This is a genomic window from Kitasatospora sp. NPDC001159, assembly GCF_053598235.1.
The window spans coordinates 52,399-65,853 of sequence record NZ_JBSFJV010000005.1 but is presented as its reverse complement, the minus strand read 5'-3'; the positions used below and the strand labels follow the sequence as shown (position 1 = coordinate 65,853).

Below are 13,455 nucleotides of genomic sequence, written 5' to 3'. Positions count from 1 at the left end.
TCGGGGCCTTCGTCGGGTGCGGGGGTGGGGGTGGACGGGGCCGGACGGTCAGCTGGCCAGCCAGCCGTCGGCCGAGAACCGGGTGCGGGGCCGCCACAGCAGCCACCCGGCGAGCAGCAGGAACCCGGTGTCGCGGAGGATCTCCTGCAGGTACTCGGTCTGCGAGGCGTCGACGTGCCCGCCGCCGCCGAAGCAGCCGCAGTCGATCGAGATGCCGCGTGCCCAGGCCGAGGCGATCCCGGCGATGAAGGTGAGCAGCAGCAGCGCGGAGACCCCGGCGACCAGCCGGACGCCGAGGCCGACCACCAGCAGCAGGGCGAGCGCCAGCTCCAGGAAGGGCAGGCCGTAGCCGATCGGCTTGACCAGGCCCTCGGGCAGGATCTCGTAGGCGCGGACGGCCTGGGCGGCCTCCGCCGGGTCGGCGATCTTGGCCAGTCCGGCCCAGCCCCAGACCACGGCGAGGGCGAGCCGGACGACCAGACCGACCCACTCGCTCCAGACGGGCACCGGCCGCCGCGCCGCCGACGCGGGCGCCGCGTCGCCGGGCTGCGCTGCCAGACCGGCCATCAGGGAACCCCCCTTGGGAAACTCGTTCACATCCTGATGAACCGTAAGGGATGAAGGGCGGTTCCTCCGTTTTCGCGAATTAAGCCGTATGGGTGATATCTGATGACGGTCCGTCCGATTTCAGCGAACGTCCGTACGTCAGCGGCACCCCGGCATCCGCCCCGGGTCGAACATCTCGGGGCGCCCCTCGCGCCGGGTCCGGGCCGCCCGCTCGGCCGCGCCCCAGCGGGCCGCCTCGGCGCAGGCGACCGCGTCCCGCTCGGCCCGCTCGGCACCCCGCTTGGCCAGCGCCTGCCCCACTTCGGTGTGCGCGCCGACGGCGGCGCCCAGGGCCAGCGCGGCGGCCGCTGCCCGCAGCAGCACGGCCCGATGGAGACCCGCCACGGCTCACCCCTTCGCTCGCTCCCGGCAACCCCCGTGCACGTCGTCCGTGCATTCGTCCCTCCACTCAACGCCGGTCAACCCCGGCTGGTGCGTGTCGCCGCCGCTGTTCACTCGTTCGGGGCCGCCGCGCCGCTGACGGCGGGTGAGCCGGGCACGAAAGAACGGCCCGCCACCCCCGAGGGGTGGCGGGCCGTCACCGCACGTCCGCGTCAGTGCCTGCGCACGCCCGCCGCCAGCTCACCGGCCAGTGCCCGCACCGCGTCCAGCGCCGCCGCCTCGTCGTCGCCGGCGTCCAGGATCCGCTTGACGAAGGCCGACCCCACGATCACCCCGTCCGCGAACCGGGCGACCTCGGCCGCCTGCTCCGCGTTGGAGACCCCGAGCCCGACGCAGACCGGCAGGTCCGTGGTGGCCCGGGTGCGGGCGACCAGGTCCTCAGCCAGCGAACCGACCGCCGACCGGGTACCGGTCACACCCATCACCGCGGCCGCGTACACGAAGCCGCTGCCGGCCGCCGTGACCTCCGCCAGCCGGGCGTCCTTGCTGCTGGGGGCGACCACGAACACGGTGTCCAGCCCGTGCTCATCCGCCGCCTTGCGCCATTCCTCGGACTCCTCCACCGGCAGGTCCGGCAGGATGCAGCCCGCCCCGCCCGCCGCGGCCAGGTCGGCGGCGAAGCGCGCCACGCCGTAGCGGTCGACCGGGTTCCAGTACGTCATCACCAGCACCGCCGCCCCGGGGTGCGCGGTGGCGACCTCCTGGACGGTGCGCAGCACGTCCTTGATCCGCACGCCGCCGCGCAGCGCGATGTCGTCGGCGGTCTGGATGACCGCGCCGTCCAGGACCGGGTCGGAGTGCGGCAGGCCGACCTCGACCACGTCGCAGCCGCCCTCGATCAGCGCGTTGACCGCGCGGATGCCGCCGTCGACGGTCGGGAAGCCGGCCGGCAGGTAGCCGATCAGCGCGGCGCGGCCCTCGGCCCTGGCGGCCGCCAGACTGCCGCTGAGCTTGCTGGCACTGAGCTTCGAAGCCATGATCACTTACCCCCGTCAGCCGCGTCGCCGGCCGGCTCGTCGTACAGCCCGAAGTACTGGGCCGCGGTGTGCATGTCCTTGTCGCCGCGCCCGGAGAGCGAGACCAGGATGGTGGCCTCCGGTCCGAGCTCGCGGCCCAGCTCCAGGGCCCCGGCGAGCGCGTGGGCGCTCTCGATGGCCGGGATGATGCCCTCGGTGCGGGACAGCAGCCGCAGCGCCTGCATCGCGGCGTCGTCGGTGACCGGGCGGTACTCGGCCCGGCCGGTGTCCTTCAGCCAGGCGTGCTCCGGGCCGACGCCCGGGTAGTCGAGGCCGGCCGAGATGGAGTGCGACTCGATGGTCTGGCCGTCCTCGTCCTGCAGGACGTAGGTGCGGGAGCCGTGCAGCACGCCGGGGTCGCCCTTGGTGAGGGTGGCCGCGTGCCTGGGGGTGTCGGCGCCCTCGCCGGCCGCCTCGCAGCCGATCAGGCGCACGTCGGCGTCCGGGATGAACTCGTGGAAGATGCCCATCGCGTTGGAGCCGCCGCCGACGCAGGCGACGACCGCGTCGGGCAGCCGCCCGGTGCGGTCCAGCACCTGCTGGCGGGCCTCGACGCCGATGATCCGGTGGAAGTCGCGGACCATCATCGGGAAGGGGTGCGGCCCGGCGACGGTGCCGAACAGGTAGTGGGTGGAGTCGACGTTCGCGACCCAGTCGCGGAAGGCCTCGTTGATGGCGTCCTTGAGGGTGCGACTGCCGGACTTGACGGCCACCACCTCGGCGCCGAGCATCCGCATCCGGGCGACGTTGAGCGCCTGGCGCTGGGTGTCGACCTCGCCCATGTAGATGGTGCAGTCGAAGCCGAACAGCGCGCAGGCGGTGGCGGTGGCCACGCCGTGCTGGCCGGCGCCGGTCTCGGCGATGATCCGGGTCTTGCCCATCCGCTTGGTGAGCAGGGCCTGACCCAGCACGTTGTTGATCTTGTGCGAGCCGGTGTGGTTGAGGTCCTCGCGCTTGAGCAGGATGCGCGCGCCGCCCGCCTCGGCGGAGAAGCGGTGCACATCGGTCAGCGGGCTCGGGCGGCCGGTGTAGTCCTTCAGCAGCGCGTCGAGTTCGGCGGTGAAGGCCGGGTCGGCCTTGGCCTTCTCGTACTCCTCGGCGACCTGCTCGACCGCGGCGACCAGCGCCTCGGGGATGAAGCGGCCGCCGTACGCGCCGAAGTAGCCGCGAGCGTCCGGCACCTGGGCACCGGGCAGGTAGTCCTTCTCGGACATGGTGGATTCCCTCGGGGAGATGTGGATGACGGTGACGTCCGATCGGCTGGCTTCAGCCGAGCGTCACGCGCCATCGCCGCCCCGGCACCTGCCCCGGCTCGCAGCCGATCACGTACCGCACCCGACGCCCCAGCACCCGGCGCGCGGGCGCGCGGCAGCCGCGCGGGCGGCAGCCGGGGGCGAGTCGGGTGGCGATCTTCATCGGGGTGGTGTCAGTCCTTGTGCCGCACGGCGGGGTGGGCCCCGGCCGCGACCAGGTCGGCCACCGCGGCGCGCGGGTCCTTGCCGGTCACCAGGGACTCGCCGACCAGGACGGCGTCGGCACCCAGGTTGGCGTAGTTGATCACGTCCAGCGGGCCGCGCACACCGGACTCGGCGATCCTGACGATGCCGTCCGGGATGGCGTGCGCGACGTTCTCGAAGGTGTTGCGGTCCACCTCGAGGGTCTTGAGGTTGCGGGCGTTGACGCCGATGATCCGCGCCCCGGCGTCCACCGCGCGCCTGATCTCCTCCTCGTCGTGCACCTCGACCAGCGGCGTGAGGCCGATCGACTCGGCGCGCTCGATCAGCGACACCAGGGCCGGCTGGTCGAGGGCGGCGACGATCAGCAGGGCGAGGTCGGCGCCGTGCGCGCGGGCCTCCCACAGCTGGTAGGCGGTGACGATGAAGTCCTTGCGCAGCAGCGGGGTGTCCACCGCGGCGCGGACGGCGTCCAGGTCTGCCAGCGATCCGCCGAAGCGGCGCTGCTCGGTCAGCACGCTGATCGCGGCGGCACCGCCGGCCGCGTAGTCGCGCGCCAGGGCGGCCGGATCGGCGATCGCGGCCAGGGCGCCCTTGGACGGGCTGGAGCGCTTCACCTCACAGATCACCCGGACCCCGTCACCCTTGAGGGCGGCGACGCCGTCCTTGGCCTCCGGGGCCTTGGCCGCGAGCGCCTTCAGCTCGTCCAGGGAGACCCGGGCCTGCCGCTCGGCGAGGTCCTCACGGACCCCTTCGATGATCGAGTCGAGCACACTCACTCAGGAGCCCCCATCGTTTCTGCCAGTTGGCTCATCCGAGCCGGACGGGCTGGGGCCCGTCGACTCTTCGATGGTATCGGCACCCGGTGTGACCCGGCGCATCCGCCCGGAGCGCGTCTCGCGGAACGGGACGCTCCGTCCGGCGGCCGTCGGCTCCGGCTCCCACCGGGTCCAAGCCCCTGGTCAGACCAGCGGCGGTGCCAGCCCGGCTCCGACCGGCGAATTGCGCACCACCTCGAACACCAGCACCAGCAGGAGGATCAGGGCCCAGCGCCGGGCCCCGACCGAGACCCTCGGCGACGGCCCGCCGGTCAGCGCGGCCCAGCCCCAGCGCAGCCAGAGCACCGCCAGGACGCCGAACAGCAGCACCGCCGCAGCGTTGTCGTGCAGGGCGCCGGTGAGGTCCCCGTGGGTGAGCGCGTGGACGCAGCGCAGGCCACCGCAGCCGGGGCACCACCAGCCGGTGGCGACCAGGAAGGGGCAGTCGGGGTAGTGCCCGGGGGCGTTCGGGTCCACCACGGCGACGTACGCGGAGGGGACGGCCGTCGCCGCCAGCGCGGCCAGCGGCGGGCCCAGCCGGCGCAGTACGGGCGGCGGGGCGGAGGCGGTGGGGGCGGCGTTCACGCCCCGATTGTGCCCGCGCCGGGCCCGGACAGAACGAAACGGCGGGCGTGGCGCGCCCGCCGTTCGGTTGTGCGATAAGGAGTACCGGTCGTCAGGCGGCGACGGCGTCAGCACGGGCCTCGAGGGCCGCCTTGCGGGCCGCGGTCTGCTCCTCGACCGACTTGTACACGTTGCTGCTCGCCTGCTTGCCCATGCCGGCCATCGCCATGGCCTTGCCGACGATGCCGCCCGCCACGACGACCGCCAGACCGGCGCAGACCAGCAGCGGCGACGGCAGGATCATCGCGACACCCGCGATGCCGAAGCCGACGAAGGAGATGACGACGCCGGTCCAGGCGGCGGGGGTGTGGCCGTGTGCTGCTGCTGCCATCGATGGTGCTCCTAGGCTCTCGGGGCCCGGCCGGGCCTGCGGGGCCGCCGGCGGGTTGACGGGTTCCATTGTGCCGGGCCACACACGGGCGGCCCAAAGCGGGTGGCGGGTCTATCGCGTCACATGTGCTGTTCAGACAGCGGTGGGGTCCTCGCCGCGGTCCAGGGCCTTCCACAGGTCGCCCGGCGTGTCGGTCCTCGCCGGCGCCTTGCGGGTGGGCGCCTCGTAGCGGCTGCCCATGGCGGGCCAGCCGCGGCCGTAGCGCAGGGTGATCAGCCCGGCCATGGCCAGCAGCAGCCCGCCGACCACGGCGGCCCAGGGCCAGGCGGTGTGCGAGACCTCGGTGGCCGTCGAGCCGGCCAGCGCCAGCTTGCCGGAGGCGGCGGAGTCCAGGGCGGCGGAGTCCGAGGCCCCGGCCACCGAGGCGGCGGCCGCGCCGAGCCCGGCCAGCAGGGTCAGCGCGCCGACCGCGAGCCGGCCGACGCCGCGCACCGCGAACACCGCGACGGCCGCGGCCAGGCCCACCAGGGCCAGCCCGCCGGGCAGTTCGGAGATCTTGCCGCCGGTGACGGACACGTCCAGGGTGCCGGCCCGGCCCTCGGCCCAGACCCGCCCGGCCGCGGTCAGCACCAGCACGGCGCTCAGCACCGTCAGCAGCAGCATCACGCCGAGGGTGCGGCGGCCGGGGGCGGCGGGGGCAGGGGTCTGGTCTGCGGCGGTCACCCGTCCACTATCCCCCGCCCGACGCCCGGGTCCGTACCCGGGGTGGGGAAGTCGTCCGTCCGCAGCACCATCGTCCGGCCGCCCAGCGGCAGGAACAGGTCGTTGCCGAACGGCACCCGCTCGGCCTCCCGGTACACCCCGCCCGCATCCGGCGCGGTGTGCACGGTGCAGACCGCCGCCGCCGGGTCGACCACCACGTACAGCGGCACTGCGCTCTCCGCGCAGGCCCTCGTCCAGGCGTGGTCCCGGCCCGGGTGCGCCACCTCCAGCACCGCCTCGACATCGGCGGCGCGGTACCGGCCCCGAGGGCCGCGGCCGGCCCCGGGGTCGAGCACCGCGAGGTCCGGGGCGATCGGACCGGGCGCGGCCGGGAAGTCGATCACCACACCGGAGAGCACCCGGCCGGGGCCGACCAGCTGCTCCCCGAGCTGCACGGCGGCGCCGAACACGACCGCCCAGCGCAGCTCGTCGTACGGCACCTCGGGCATCCCGGCCGCCTCCTCACGCCTCAGGACAGTTCCGGCTTCCGCAGCGTATTGGCGGTGGCGACGGCCCGCAGCACGGCGGCCGCCTTGTTGCGGCACTCGGTGTCCTCGCCGTGCGGGTCGGAGTCGGCGACCACACCGGCGCCCGCCTGCACGTACGCGGTGCCGTCGCGCAGCACCGCGGTCCGGATCGCGATCGCGGTGTCCGAGTCCCCGGCGAAGTCCAGGTAGCCGACGCAGCCGCCGTACAGGCCGCGCCGGGTGGGCTCCAGCTCTTCGATGATCCGCATCGCCCGGGGCTTGGGCGCGCCGGAGAGGGTGCCGGCCGGGAAGCAGGCGGTCAGCACGTCGAAGGCGGTCCGCCCGGGGGCGACCCGGCCGGTGACGGTGGACACGATGTGCATCACGTGGCTGTAGCGCTCGATGTGCATGAAGTCGACCACCTCCACGCTGCCCGGCTCGCAGACCCGCCCGAGGTCGTTGCGGCCGAGGTCGACCAGCATCAGGTGCTCGGCCCGCTCCTTGGGGTCGGCCAGCAGCTCGGCGGCCAGCGCCGCGTCCTCGTGCGGGGTGGCGCCGCGGTGCCGGGTGCCGGCGATCGGGTGCAGCATCGCCTCGCCGTCGGTCACCTTGACCAGCGCCTCCGGGCTGGAGCCGACCACGTCGAAACCGCCCTCGGCACCGCCGTCCGGCCCGGGGAAGCGGAACAGGTACATGTACGGGCTGGGGTTGGTGGTGCGCAGCACGCGGTAGACGTCCAGCGCCGAGGCCGGGCACGGCGCCTCGAAGCGCTGCGAGGGCACGACCTGGAAGGCCTCGCCGGCCCGGATCCGCTCCTTGACCTCCTCCACGGCGGCCCGGTACGGCTCCCCGCCGAACGGCGAGCGCACCTCGCCGGGGCCGGCCGGGGTGAAGGTGGCCAGGCCCGGGTCGACCGGCTTGAGCAGGTCGGCCGCCATCGCGTCCAGCCGGGCCACCGCGTCCGCGTAGGCCTCGTCCACACCGCTGGCCAGGTCGTTGTGGTTGACGGCGTTGGCGATCAGCAGCACCGTGCCGTCCACGTGGTCCAGCACCGCGAGGTCGGTGGCCAGCAGCATGGTCAGCTCGGGCAGCTTGAGGTCGTCCGGGTTGAGGTCGGGCAGCTTCTCCAGCCGGCGGACGATGTCGTAGCCGAGGTAGCCGACCAGGCCGCCGGTCAGCGGGGGCAGGCCGTCGTCGACGTGCCGCGGGGTGTGCAGCGCCTCCAGGGCGGCGCGCAGCACCTGCAGCGGGTCGCCGGCGGTCGGGATGCCGACCGGCGGGGCGCCGAGCCAGCGGGCGTTGCCGTCCTCGTCGACGGTCAGCGCGGCGGCGCTGCGCACGCCGACGAAGGAGTAGCGGGACCAGCTGCGGCCCTGCTCGGCGGACTCCAGCAGGAAGGTGCCGGGCCGCTCCTCGGCGAGGCTGCGGTACAGGCCGATCGGGGTGAGGCCGTCCGCGAGGAGCCTGCGGGTGACCGGGATCACCCGGGTGTCGACGGCGAGCTTGCGGAAGGCTTCGAGGTCCATGCGGGGCGGCACCTTCTGGAGTTGTGGACGGGGGTCGGGGTCAGGAGAGCGAGAGCACGTCGGCGTCGAAGCAGGTGCGGTCGCCGGTGTGGCAGGCCGCGCCGGTCTGGTCGACCTTCACCAGCAGGGTGTCGCCGTCGCAGTCGAGCGCCACCGACTTGACCGCCTGCACGTGGCCGGAGGTACCGCCCTTGACCCAGTACTCGCGGCGGCTGCGGCTCCAGTAGGTGCAGCGGCCGGTGGTGAGGGTGCGGTGCAGTGCCTCGTCGTCCATCCAGCCGAGCATCAGCACCTCGCCGGTGTCGTACTGCTGCGCGATGGCCGGGAGCAGGCCGTCGCCGGTGCGCTTGAGACGAGCGGCGATCGCGGGGTCGAGGGCGGTGGAGCCGGGGGCGGCGGGTGCGGTGGACATGCGGCCATTGTGTCAGTCCGGACTCGGCGACCGGGCCGGGCGTCCGAGGAGCGGGCCGTACCGGACGAGTGGTTCGCGGACCGCCCCTTCGGGGCGATTTCGGTCAACCGCCTGCCGGGCGGGGCCCGGGTGGGCCATCCTCGTGGCCATGACCTCCGAGCAGCCGCCGCCCGCAGCCGCCGCCTCCCGTCCGCCCCGGGGCCTGGTGATCGCCGTCGTCGCCGTCCTGGCCGTGCTGCTCGCGGTGGTGGCCACCGTGCTGCTCTGGCCGGAGGACGGGAAGCCGGCCGCGGCGCCGCCCCCGCCCACCCCCACGGCCACCCCGACGCCGACCCCCACCCCCACGCCGACGCCCACCCCGACCAAGCCGCAACCGCCGTACGCCTTCTTCCCGGTGGGCACCTGCTTCGACCACCCCCAGCTGAGCCCGGTGATCACCAGGGCCGAGGAGCGGCCCTGCGCCGGCGACCACGACGGCGAGGTCATCGCCGACCTCAAACTCGCCGACGGACTGAGCGGCGAGATCCCGATCGCCCTCGCCATGCGGGACGGCTGCAAGGAGGCCGAGACCGCCGCCAAGGCCCGGCAGGCCGACGGAAAGACCTACTACCCGCGGCAGTTCGGCCCGGCCATGGTCAACTACCAGCAGGGCTGGCGGGACTACACCTGCACCCTGACGGCGAGCAACAAGCAGGGCGGCCCCAAGCTGACCGGCCGGCTCCACCCATAGGCTGGGTCCATGTCGAACCACGCCCTCGCCGAGCGCCACCGTCTCGCCCAACTCCTCACCGCCGCCGGGCCCGACGCCCCCACCCTGTGCGCCGGGTGGACCACCCGGGACCTCGCCGCCCACCTGGTGATCCGGGAGCGCCGCCCCGACGCGGCGGCGGGGATCCGGATCACCGCCCTGGCCGCCCGGACCCAGCGGGTGCAGGACGACTACGCCGCGCGGCCGTACGAAGAACTGATCCGTCTCTTCCGCTCCGGCCCGCCGGTCTACTCCCCCTTCGCCCTGCCCGGTGCGGACGAGGCCGCCAACACCGTCGAGTACTTCGTGCACGCCGAGGACGTCCTGCGCGCGGCCGAGGACTGGACCCCCCAGCCCGTCCCGCCCGGCCGCGCCGAGGCCCTGTGGCGCCGCCTCCCCATGATCGCCCGCTTCGAGGCCGGCCGCCGCTCCCCCGTCCGCCTGGTCCTCATCCGCCCTGACGGCCAGTCCCTCACCGTCGGCCCCGCCGGCGCCCCCACCGTCCACCTCACCGGCGACCCGGGCGAACTGGTCCTCTTCACCTACGGCCGCGGCGCCCGCACCACCCTCACCGTCGACGGCGCCCCGGACGCCATCGAGGCCCTGCGACACGTCCTGCCGCTGCCTGCGCGGTAGGACAGAAGGAATTCAGACACAAAAGACAGGAACCCCCGCAGCGCCCCTCCCCACCCCTTCCTCGACACGCCCAACCCACAGGTCAGCCCCGTCCCGGCTGCGGATGCCGGTCCCCGGGTGCAGACTCGCAGGTGGCCGGGGAGGGGCGTGTGCGCGCCCCACGGACCACCCCGGTCACTCTCCGTCGAAGGGGCACCACTTCATGCTCACCACCGACTTCCCCATCGGCTCGCCCTGCTGGATCGACCTGGGCAGCCCGAACATCCCGGCCACCGCCGGGTTCTACGGCAAGGTCTTCGGCTGGACCTTCCAGGAGGTCCCCGAGGCCGGCGGCTACGGCTTCCTGCAACTGAACGGCAAGACCGTCGGCGCCATCGGCAACCTCGACCAGGGTGCGCGGTCCGCCTGGACGACGTACTTCCTGACCGCCGACGCGGACGCCACCGTCAAGGCGGCCGCGCAGGCCGGCGCCACCGTCCGCGTCCCGCCGACGGACGTGATGCAGGAAGGCCGGTTCGCGGCGCTCACCGACCCGCAGGGCGCCGAGTTCGCCGTCTGGCAGGCGGGCGACACACGGGGCCTGGATGTCGTCTCCGAGGACAACGCGCTGTGCTGGTCCGAGCTGCACACCCAGGACCAGGACGGCGGCTCCACCTTCTACAAGTCCCTGTTCGGCTGGCGGGTGGAGAACTTCGAGCCGTCCCCGGGGATGAGCTACCAGGTGATCTCCACTGCCGAGGGCGACCAGCGGCAGACCGGCTTCGGCGGCATCGCCCCGGTGATGCGCGAAGGCCAGCCCTCCGCCTGGACGCCGTACTTCGCCGCCAACGACGTGGACGCGCTGGTCGCCAAGGCGACGGCAGCGGGCGGCTCGGTGCTGATGCCGGCCGCGGACATGGACAACGTCGGCCGGATCGCCTGGCTGGCGGACCCGAACGGCGCGCCCTTCGCCCTCATCAAGGGCGAGCCGCAGGAGTCCTGAGCACACGGGAGGGCCCGCCGAACCGGACAGCGGGCCCTCCCGTGACGAACGGGTCAGCGGACCGGGTGCCCGGCCTCCCGCAGCGCGTTCTTGACCTCGCTGATCCGCAGGTCCCCGAAGTGGAACACGCTGGCCGCCAGCACCGCGTCCGCGCCCGCCTCGACGGCCGGCGCGAAGTCGCCGAGCTTGCCCGCCCCGCCGGAGGCGATCACCGGCACCGAGACGGCCTTGCGCACGGCGCGGATCATCTCCAGGTCGTAGCCGTCCTTGGTGCCGTCCGCGTCCATCGAGTTGAGCAGGATCTCGCCGGCCCCCAACTCGGCCGCGCGGCCCGCCCATTCGACCGCGTCCAGGCCGGTGCCCTGGCGCCCGCCGTGCGTGGTGACCTCGAAGCCGGACGCCGTCTCGGTGCCTTCGGGGCAGCGCCGGGCGTCCACCGAGAGCACCAGCACCTGCCGCCCGAAACGCTGGGCGATCTCGCGGACCAGCTCCGGCCGGGCGATGGCCGCGGTGTTGACGCCGACCTTGTCGGCGCCGGCCCGCAGCAGCTTGTCGACGTCCTCGACGGCCCGGATGCCGCCGCCGACGGTGAGCGGGATGAACACCTGTTCGGCGGTGCGGCGGACCACGTCGTAGGTGGTCTCCCGGTCGCCGGAGGAGGCGGTGATGTCGAGGAAGGTCAGCTCGTCGGCGCCCTCGGCGTCGTAGAGCTTGGCCATCTCGACCGGGTCGCCGGCGTCGCGCAGGTTCTGGAAGTTGACGCCCTTGACCACCCGCCCGGCGTCCACGTCCAGGCAGGGGATGACTCGTACTGCGAGGGTCACGGCTGTTTGCCTTCCAGGGTCTTTGCCAGCCCGGCACGGTACGCGTCGATCTCGACCTCGACCAGCATCCGCGAGTCGATCAGTCCCTCGACCACCACCATGGTGGCCACCGGGCGTGCGGCGTCGAAGAGTTCGCGGTGGGCGCGGCCCACCTCCTCGGCGTCGCGGACGTGGGTGATGTACATCCGGGTGCGGACCACGTCGTCCGCGGTCAGACCGTACGCGGCGAGGGCCGTGAGCCCGACGCCGAACGCGGCGAGGGTCTGCCGGTACGGGTCGCCCTCGTGCTCGATCCGGCCGTCCACCCAGGCGGTGGAGCCGGCCACGTGCACGTGGTCACCCGCCGCGACCGCCCGGGAGTAGCCGAACTCCTCCTCCCAGGGGGAGAACCCGCCGACCCGACCACGTGCGACCCCACCGCGTATGATCCGACCATCCGTCATCCTGAAACCGCCTCCAGGGCCTCTTCGAGGGTGAACTTCTGCTCGTAGAGTGCCTTGCCCACGATGGCGCCCTCGACACCCTCGCCGACGAGCGTGGCGATGGCGCGCAGGTCGTCCAGCGAGGAGACGCCGCCGGAGGCGACCACCGGGCGGTCGGTGGCGGCGCAGACATCACGCAGCAGCTGCAGGTTGGGACCGGTCAGGGTGCCGTCCCGGTTGACGTCGGTGACGACGTAGCGGGCGCAGCCCTCCTGGTTGAGGCGCTCCAGCACGTCGAAGAGCTGGCCGCCGTCGCGGGTCCAGCCGCGGCCGCGCAGGGTGGTGCCGACCACGTCCAGGCCGACGGCGATCTTGTCGCCGTGCTCGGTGATGGCCTTGGCGACCCACTCGGGGGCTTCCAGGGCGGCGGTGCCGAGGTTGACCCGGGTGCAGCCGGTGGCGAGGGCGCGGGCGAGCGACTCGTCGTCGCGGATGCCGCCGGACAGCTCGACCTTGATGTCCAGCTGGCCGGTGACCTCGCGCAGCAGCTCGTAGTTGGTGCCGGTGCCGAAGGCGGCGTCGAGGTCGACCAAGTGCAGCCACTCGGCGCCGGCGTTCTGCCAGGCGAGGGCGGCGGCCAGCGGTTCGCCGAAGGAGGTCTCGGTGCCGGAGGCGCCCTTGACCAGGCGGACGGCCTGGCCGTCCCGGACGTCGACGGCGGGAAGCAGTTCGAGGCGGCTCATCAATGACAACTTTCAGCTCGTCAGAGGGTGTTGACCCAGTTGGTCAGCAGGGCGGCGCCGGCGTCACCGGACTTCTCGGGGTGGAACTGGGTGGCCCACAGCGGGCCGTTCTCGACGGCGGCGACGAACGGCTGGCCGTGGGTGGCCCAGGTGACCAGCGGCGGGTTGATCCGCGCGCTGTGGGTCTCCAGCTCCCAGTGCCGCACCCCGTAGGAGTGCACGAAGTAGAAGCGGGTCTGCGGGTCCAGGCCGGCGAACATCCGGCTGCCCTCGGGCACGTCCACGGTGTTCCAGCCCATGTGTGGGACGACGGGGGCGTCCAGCGGCTCGACGGTGCCCGGCCACTCGTCGCAGCCGGCCGTCTCCACGCCGTGCTCGACCCCCTTCTCGAAGAGGATCTGCATGCCGACGCAGATGCCCATGACCGGGCGGCCCCCGGCGAGCCGGCGGCCGATGATCCAGTCCCCGCGGACCGACTTCAGTCCGCGCATGCAGGCCTCGAAGGCGCCCACGCCGGGGACGAGCAGGCCGTCCGCGGCCATCGCGGTGTCGTAGTCGGAGCTGACCGTGACGTTCGCCCCGGTCCGCTCCAGGGCGCGCTGCGCGGAGCGGAGGTTGCCGGAGCCGTAGTCGAGGACGACGACGTTCTTGCCCATGTTCAGGTGTCCAGTCTCTCTACGGC

The 13,455-nt window shown here is 73.7% G+C and carries 19 protein-coding genes; 3 read left to right on the top strand and 16 right to left on the bottom strand.

Annotated elements, in window-relative coordinates; all coding sequences use genetic code 11:
* Positions 1–48: 48 nt before the first annotated feature.
* The 12 genes from ACWC9T_RS04510 to hisI form a co-directional block, all read right to left on the bottom strand.
* Entirely contained in the window at positions 49–567 is a 519-nt protein-coding gene (locus tag ACWC9T_RS04510) for a MauE/DoxX family redox-associated membrane protein (RefSeq protein ID WP_449819560.1), read from the bottom strand.
* Between the two features lie 138 nt (positions 568–705).
* A complete protein-coding gene (locus ACWC9T_RS04505; protein ID WP_449819559.1) occupies positions 706–951 on the bottom strand; it encodes a hypothetical protein in 246 nt (81 codons plus the stop codon).
* A gap of 209 nt (positions 952–1,160) precedes the next feature.
* Positions 1,161–1,985, bottom strand: coding sequence for a tryptophan synthase subunit alpha (trpA, locus tag ACWC9T_RS04500; RefSeq protein WP_449819558.1), 825 nt, complete (start codon positions 1,983–1,985; stop codon positions 1,161–1,163).
* Positions 1,986–1,987: 2 nt separating this feature from the next.
* Positions 1,988–3,238, bottom strand: coding sequence for a tryptophan synthase subunit beta (trpB, locus tag ACWC9T_RS04495; RefSeq protein ID WP_449819557.1), 1,251 nt, complete (start codon positions 3,236–3,238; stop codon positions 1,988–1,990).
* 52 nt (positions 3,239–3,290) lie between these two features.
* The gene (gene trpM / locus ACWC9T_RS04490) at positions 3,291–3,440 is read right to left on the bottom strand and encodes a tryptophan biosynthesis modulator TrpM (protein WP_355673186.1); all 150 of its coding nucleotides are present in this window, start codon (positions 3,438–3,440) and stop codon (positions 3,291–3,293) included.
* Between the two features lie 10 nt (positions 3,441–3,450).
* A complete protein-coding gene (gene trpC / locus ACWC9T_RS04485; RefSeq protein WP_355673185.1) occupies positions 3,451–4,257 on the bottom strand; it encodes an indole-3-glycerol phosphate synthase TrpC in 807 nt (268 codons plus the stop codon).
* A 183-nt stretch (positions 4,258–4,440) separates the two neighbouring features.
* On the bottom strand, positions 4,441–4,881 hold the full coding sequence (locus ACWC9T_RS04480; RefSeq protein WP_449819556.1) for a DUF2752 domain-containing protein: 441 nt from the start codon (positions 4,879–4,881) through the stop codon (positions 4,441–4,443).
* Between the two features lie 91 nt (positions 4,882–4,972).
* Positions 4,973–5,251 carry an HGxxPAAW family protein gene (locus ACWC9T_RS04475; protein WP_449819555.1) on the bottom strand — a complete coding sequence of 93 codons (279 nt, stop codon included), beginning with the start codon at positions 5,249–5,251 and terminating at the stop codon, positions 4,973–4,975.
* Between the two features lie 132 nt (positions 5,252–5,383).
* Positions 5,384–5,974: a TIGR02234 family membrane protein gene (locus ACWC9T_RS04470; RefSeq protein ID WP_449819554.1), complete on the bottom strand. Its 591-nt coding sequence runs from the start codon at positions 5,972–5,974 to the stop codon at positions 5,384–5,386.
* Complete coding sequence (locus tag ACWC9T_RS04465) at positions 5,971–6,462, bottom strand: Uma2 family endonuclease (RefSeq protein ID WP_449819553.1); 492 nt, start codon at positions 6,460–6,462, stop codon at positions 5,971–5,973. Before ACWC9T_RS04465 ends, ACWC9T_RS04470 begins: the two co-directional genes overlap by 4 nt.
* 20 nt (positions 6,463–6,482) lie before the next feature.
* A complete protein-coding gene (locus ACWC9T_RS04460; protein WP_449819552.1) occupies positions 6,483–8,006 on the bottom strand; it encodes an anthranilate synthase component I in 1,524 nt (507 codons plus the stop codon).
* A 40-nt stretch (positions 8,007–8,046) separates the two neighbouring features.
* Entirely contained in the window at positions 8,047–8,418 is a 372-nt protein-coding gene (gene hisI / locus ACWC9T_RS04455) for a phosphoribosyl-AMP cyclohydrolase (protein ID WP_449819551.1), read from the bottom strand.
* Between the two features lie 148 nt (positions 8,419–8,566).
* Here hisI and ACWC9T_RS04450 point away from each other — a divergent pair, with 148 nt between their 5' ends.
* From ACWC9T_RS04450 to ACWC9T_RS04440, 3 genes are all read left to right on the top strand, one after another.
* On the top strand, positions 8,567–9,148 hold the full coding sequence (locus ACWC9T_RS04450) for a hypothetical protein (protein WP_449819550.1): 582 nt from the start codon (positions 8,567–8,569) through the stop codon (positions 9,146–9,148).
* A gap of 9 nt (positions 9,149–9,157) precedes the next feature.
* Entirely contained in the window at positions 9,158–9,802 is a 645-nt protein-coding gene (locus tag ACWC9T_RS04445; protein WP_449819549.1) for a TIGR03085 family metal-binding protein, read from the top strand.
* Between the two features lie 202 nt (positions 9,803–10,004).
* Positions 10,005–10,784: a VOC family protein gene (locus ACWC9T_RS04440; protein ID WP_449819548.1), complete on the top strand. Its 780-nt coding sequence runs from the start codon at positions 10,005–10,007 to the stop codon at positions 10,782–10,784.
* A gap of 53 nt (positions 10,785–10,837) precedes the next feature.
* On the opposite strand, the gene hisF is transcribed toward ACWC9T_RS04440, so the two are convergent.
* Genes hisF through hisH form a run of 4 tightly spaced genes read right to left on the bottom strand, consistent with a single transcriptional unit; the run spans position 10,838 to position 13,429 of the window.
* Entirely contained in the window at positions 10,838–11,608 is a 771-nt protein-coding gene (gene hisF, locus ACWC9T_RS04435; RefSeq protein ID WP_449819547.1) for an imidazole glycerol phosphate synthase subunit HisF, read from the bottom strand.
* Complete coding sequence (locus ACWC9T_RS04430; RefSeq protein WP_449819546.1) at positions 11,605–12,051, bottom strand: RidA family protein; 447 nt, start codon at positions 12,049–12,051, stop codon at positions 11,605–11,607. The genes hisF and ACWC9T_RS04430 overlap by 4 nt, the downstream gene beginning before the upstream one ends.
* Complete coding sequence (gene priA, locus ACWC9T_RS04425) at positions 12,048–12,773, bottom strand: bifunctional 1-(5-phosphoribosyl)-5-((5-phosphoribosylamino)methylideneamino)imidazole-4-carboxamide isomerase/phosphoribosylanthranilate isomerase PriA (RefSeq protein WP_449819545.1); 726 nt, start codon at positions 12,771–12,773, stop codon at positions 12,048–12,050. Before priA ends, ACWC9T_RS04430 begins: the two co-directional genes overlap by 4 nt.
* Before the next feature lie 20 nt (positions 12,774–12,793).
* The gene (gene hisH, locus ACWC9T_RS04420) at positions 12,794–13,429 is read right to left on the bottom strand and encodes an imidazole glycerol phosphate synthase subunit HisH (RefSeq protein WP_449819544.1); all 636 of its coding nucleotides are present in this window, start codon (positions 13,427–13,429) and stop codon (positions 12,794–12,796) included.
* Positions 13,430–13,455: the final 26 nt, after the last annotated feature.